Source organism: Pseudomonas sp. (assembly GCF_035277045.1).
GTDB lineage: Bacteria > Pseudomonadota > Gammaproteobacteria > Pseudomonadales > Pseudomonadaceae > Aquipseudomonas.
On record NZ_DATELE010000184.1, the window covers coordinates 1 to 4,660 of the forward strand.

Consider the following 4,660-nt stretch of genomic DNA (forward strand, 5'->3'; position numbering starts at 1 on the left):
TTCACGCAAGGTGCTGATCCTTGCGGCGCAATTCTTCTGCTGGAGCATCGGCGTCTACGGCTTCGTGCTGTGGCTGCCGTCGATCCTCAAGCAGGGTCTGCAGATGAACATGGTCGAGGCCGGCTGGCTGTCGGCGCTGCCGTACCTGGCCGCCGTGCTGGCAATGCTCGCGGTGTCCTGGGGCTCGGACCGCATCCAGCGGCGCAAGCGCTTCGTCTGGCCGGCGCTGCTGCTGGGCTCGCTGGCGTTCTACGGCTCCTACGCGCTGGGCGGCGAGCACTTCTGGTGGTCCTACGCCTTGCTGGTCGTGGCCGGCGGCTGCATGTACGCGCCCTATGGCCCGTTCTTCGCGATCATTCCCGAGATCCTGCCGGCCAACGTGGCGGGCGGCGCCATGGCAATGATCAACAGCATGGGCGCGCTGGGCTCGTTCATCGGCTCGTACCTGGTCGGCTACCTGAACAGCGCCACCGGAACGCCCGATGCCTCTTTCCTGCTGATGAGCGGCGCGCTGCTGGTGTCCGCCGTGCTCACCCTGTGCCTGACGCCGGGCGACAGTGACCGCCGCCGCGCGCCGCTGGCATCCCACCGTCGGCCACATCCGGCTCACCCTTGATGCGAGATCCTCTATGAAAAAGCACGTAGTCCTGTACAAAAGCCTCTCGCCTGCCTTGCGCGAACGCCTGGGCGAGCATGCCGAGATCACCGAGATCACCCAGCTGGGCGGTGACGGCCTGGCCCGCCTGCGCGACGCCCTGCCCCACGCCCACGGCCTGCTCGGCGCGAGCCTCAGGCTCGACGCCGCGCTGCTGGACCTGGCGCCACGGCTGGAGGCGGTGGCAAGCGTGTCGGTGGGCGTCGACAACTATGACCTGGCGTATCTGGACCGCCGCGCGATCCTGCTCAGCAACACCCCGGACGTGCTGACCGAGACCACCGCCGACACCGGCTTCGCGTTGATCCTCGGCACCGCCCGGCGCGTGGTCGAGCTGGCCAGCATGGTCCGCGCCGGCGAGTGGACGCGCAACGTCGGCCCCGCGCAGTTTGGCAGCGATGTGCACGGCAAGACCCTGGGCATCATCGGCATGGGGCGGATTGGCGAAGCCTTGGCGCAACGCGGGCATTTCGGCTTCGGCATGCCGGTCATCTACCACAGCCGCAACCCGAAGCCCGCGGTCGATGCGCGGTTCAACGCCCGCCATGCCAGCCTTGAGCAGCTGCTGGCGGAGGCCGACTTCGTCTGCATGACATTGCCGCTCACGGCGGCGACCGAGCGCATGATCGGTGCGCGCGAGTTCGCGCTGATGAAGCCGAGCGCCATCTTCGTCAACATCGCCCGTGGCAAGGTGGTCGATGAGGCGGCATTGATCGCGGCGCTGCAAAGCGGGCAGTTGCATGCCGCGGGGCTGGATGTGTTCGAGAAGGAGCCGCTGGCCGCCGATTCGCCCCTGCTGCGCCTGGACAACGTGGTGGCCACGCCGCACATCGGCTCAGCCACCGTGGAAACCCGCGAGGCCATGGCCCGTTGCGCGGTGGACAACCTGATCGAGGCCCTGGCCGGCCGGCGCCCGGCCAACCTGGTCAACCCTCAGGCCTGGGCGGCAAGGGGCCGGTAACATTGACCCTTTGCGGTTGTTGGTGATAAAAGCGGCGGGATTCAGCTGTGGGCGGTAAGATCCTGTCATGCGTAAACTTCTTTCAGGCGCGTTTGCGCTGGTGGCCTTCGCCATGCTCTGTGGCTACGGTTTCTGGACCCAGGAGCGCCCAGAGGGCCATTACCTGTCCGACCTGCGGATCGAGCTGGCCCTCGACGAAGGCGTGCCCGGCGAGCGGGGCAACCTGCTGGGCATCGAGCCGCAGCTGTTTCCCAGTGACTACCAGAACCTCGAACGCCTGCACCGCAAGCTCTCTGCCTACCTTGAACAGGCCCGTGCCAAGGGCCTGGTCAATCCCCGTACCGTGGTCATCCTGCCCGAGCACATCGGCACCTGGCTGTGGGCGCGCGGCGAGAAAAACGAGCTCTACCAGGTCACCCATCGCCGCGAAGCCTGGCAATGGCTTGAGCTGAGCAATCCGCTGCGCTACGGCCTGGCCATGCTCGCGGCCACGGGAGACGACCGGCGGGCCGACGCTCACCTGCGCATGAAGGCCGGGCAGATGGCCGAGGACTATCAGCAGGTGTTTGGCGGGCTGGCCAAGGAGTTCGGCGTGACCTTGGTGGCGGGCTCCATCGTGCTGCCCGCGCCCTACGTCGACCGCGGCGTGCTGCGCACAGGCTCCGGCCCCCTGTTCAACACTAGCCTGGTGTTCGGCGGCGACGGCGTGCCGCTCGGTCAGCCCCAGCGCCAGCAGTACCCGGACAGTGAAGTGCGGCGCTATATCCAGGGCGGGCACGGGCAGCCGTTGCAGGTCGTGCAGACGCCGGCCGGGCGCCTGGGCGTGCTGGTCGGAAGCGACAGCTGGTACCCGGACAACTACCGCACCCTGGCCGCGCAGTCGGCGCAGCTGATTGCCAACCCGGTCTTCCTCAGCGGCAAGGACAGCTGGGACATGCCTTGGCGCGGCAACCGGCATCAACCGCTGGCGGCCGGGCTGACGCTGCGCCAGGGCGAGGCCAGCGAGCGGACCGCCTGGCAACGGCTGACCCTGGCGGCGAGCGGCCAATACGCGACCAGCATGAGTGTGTTCCTGCGTGGACAGTTCTGGGAGCTTGGCGGCGACGGGCAAGGCTTCGCCAATCGCGCCGGTCAGCACCTGGCCGGTAGCGCCAGCCCGGGTGCGCGCCTGCTCAACCTGTGGTTGTAGGTCCATGCCGCGGCCACGGGTACGTCTGGGCGAATTGTCCGTAGGCTTCGTGCAGCCGCTGGGCGAGGCTTTGCTGCAGCATGGCCACGACCCCGCGCCGCTGCTTCAGCGCTACGGCCTTGACGCCACCCGCCTGGCCGAACCTGGGGCGCGGCTGTCGATCCCGCGCTACATGCACCTGGGTCACGCTGCCATCGAGCTGGCCGGTGAGCCGGCGCTAGGCCTGCACATGGGCCGTTTCAGCCGCCTGCCCCAGGCGGGACTCGCGGGAGTCACCGCCGCGCAGGCACCGACCGTGGGTGATGCCGCGCGCACGCTGTTGCGCTTCGAGCCGCTGTACGCCGTCAACTACCGTGGCCAGTCGAGCATTGTCGAGGACCGCCAGGGCGCCTGGCTGCGCTTCTATTCCATCAGCCCCTACAACGCCTACAACCGCTTCGTGGTGGACTCGCTGTTCGCCGGCTGGCTGGCGCAGCTGTCCGGCCTGGCGGGCATGCCGCTGCTGGCCGAGCGCATCGAGATCGAATTCGAGGCGCCCGCCTATGCCGCGCAATACCAGGCGCTGTGCAGCACACCGGTGCACTTTGGCGCCACGTGCAATCAGTTGCGCCTGAACCGCGCGACCCTGGCCCTGCGCAACCCGCAGCACTGCCCTGGCACCTGGCAGCACCTGCTGCAACTGTGCGAGGCCGAACTGGCGCAGCGCACCCGCGTGCGCAGCCTGGGCGAACGCATCACCCAGCTGCTGGGCCCGCTGCTCAATGGCGGCCGCGAGCCCGATCTCGACGAGGTCGCGCAGCACCTGCAACTGCCCGCCTGGACCTTGCGGCGCAAGCTGGCCGAGGAAGGCACGGGGTTTCGCAGCCTGCTCAACGACACCCGGCGAGACCTTGCCGAGACCTACATCCGCGACACGCAACTGGCGTTTGGCGAGATTGCCTATCTGCTCGGCTTCGCCTCGGCCGAGGCTTTCCAGCGTGCCTTCAAGCGCTGGACTCAGCTGACCCCGGGCGAATTTCGCCGCCAGCAGCGCCAGGCTGGCTGACGGCGCAGGCCAACATGAACAAATCTTCATACTGGCCTGCATGGCGCTGCCGCCAAGGCGCACGGGCGCCGGCGGCCGCGCGCTGTGACGCCCCAGCCTTGAGGCGCGGGGAGCGCTTGCGTAGGATCGCGGCTCGCCCGCATTCCCCTCCCCTTTGCCGCGCCCCCGTTGGCGGCCCGGCGAAGCCGTTTTCCGCAAGAGTCCGCCCATGCCCCAACCGATCCCCCTGAAAGACCACGCCAAGGAAACGCACATGGTGAATCGCCGGCTGGTGGCCTGCGCCCTGTTCGTGCTGGTGGTGGTGGCGGTGCTGGTCGGCCGGCTCTACGTGCTGCAAGTGGTGCAGCACGACTATCACTCTGCCGTCTCGGAAAACAACCGGGTGCACGTGCTGCCCATCGCCCCCGGGCGAGGCTTGATCTATGACCGCAACGGCGTGGTGCTGGCCGACAACAAGCCGAGCTTCAACCTGACCCTGACCCGCGAACGTACCGGCGGCACGCCGCAAGTGCTCGACAATCTGGTGCAGGTGCTGGGGCTGGGCGATGAGGAACGCGCAGGCTTCGACAAGGACCTGCGCCGCGGCCGCAAGCCGTTCGAACCGGTGACGCTGATGTTCGGCCTGACCGAGGAGCAGATCGCCTTGATCGCGGTCAATCAGTTCCGCCTGCCAGGGCTGGACGTCGAAGCGCAGTTCATTCGCGAATACCCCATGGGCGCGCACTTCGCCCACTCGGTCGGCTATGTCGGGCGGATCAACGAGAAAGAGGCCAAGGCGCTCGATTCCACCGAGTACCGCGGCACCCAGTC

At 68.0% G+C, this 4,660-nt stretch carries 4 protein-coding genes and 1 pseudogene; all 5 read left to right on the forward strand.

Annotation, left to right across the window (positions count from 1 at the left end; translation table 11 throughout):
* Window positions 1-616: MFS transporter (locus tag VJS90_RS09635; protein WP_324121366.1), on the forward strand; the 616-nt coding region annotated here is incomplete at its 5' end.
* Between the two features lie 13 nt (window positions 617-629).
* Window positions 630-1,616, forward strand: a complete 987-nt coding sequence (locus VJS90_RS09640) for an NAD(P)-dependent oxidoreductase (RefSeq protein WP_324121368.1) — start codon at window positions 630-632, stop codon at window positions 1,614-1,616.
* A gap of 67 nt (window positions 1,617-1,683) precedes the next feature.
* The gene (locus tag VJS90_RS09645; RefSeq protein WP_324121370.1) at window positions 1,684-2,805 is read left to right on the forward strand and encodes a carbon-nitrogen hydrolase family protein; all 1,122 of its coding nucleotides are present in this window, start codon (window positions 1,684-1,686) and stop codon (window positions 2,803-2,805) included.
* 4 nt (window positions 2,806-2,809) lie between these two features.
* Window positions 2,810-3,850, forward strand: a complete 1,041-nt coding sequence (locus tag VJS90_RS09650; protein WP_324121372.1) for an AraC family transcriptional regulator — start codon at window positions 2,810-2,812, stop codon at window positions 3,848-3,850.
* A gap of 208 nt (window positions 3,851-4,058) precedes the next feature.
* A pseudogene (locus VJS90_RS09655) lies at window positions 4,059-4,660 on the forward strand (penicillin-binding protein 2); the annotation flags it as partial.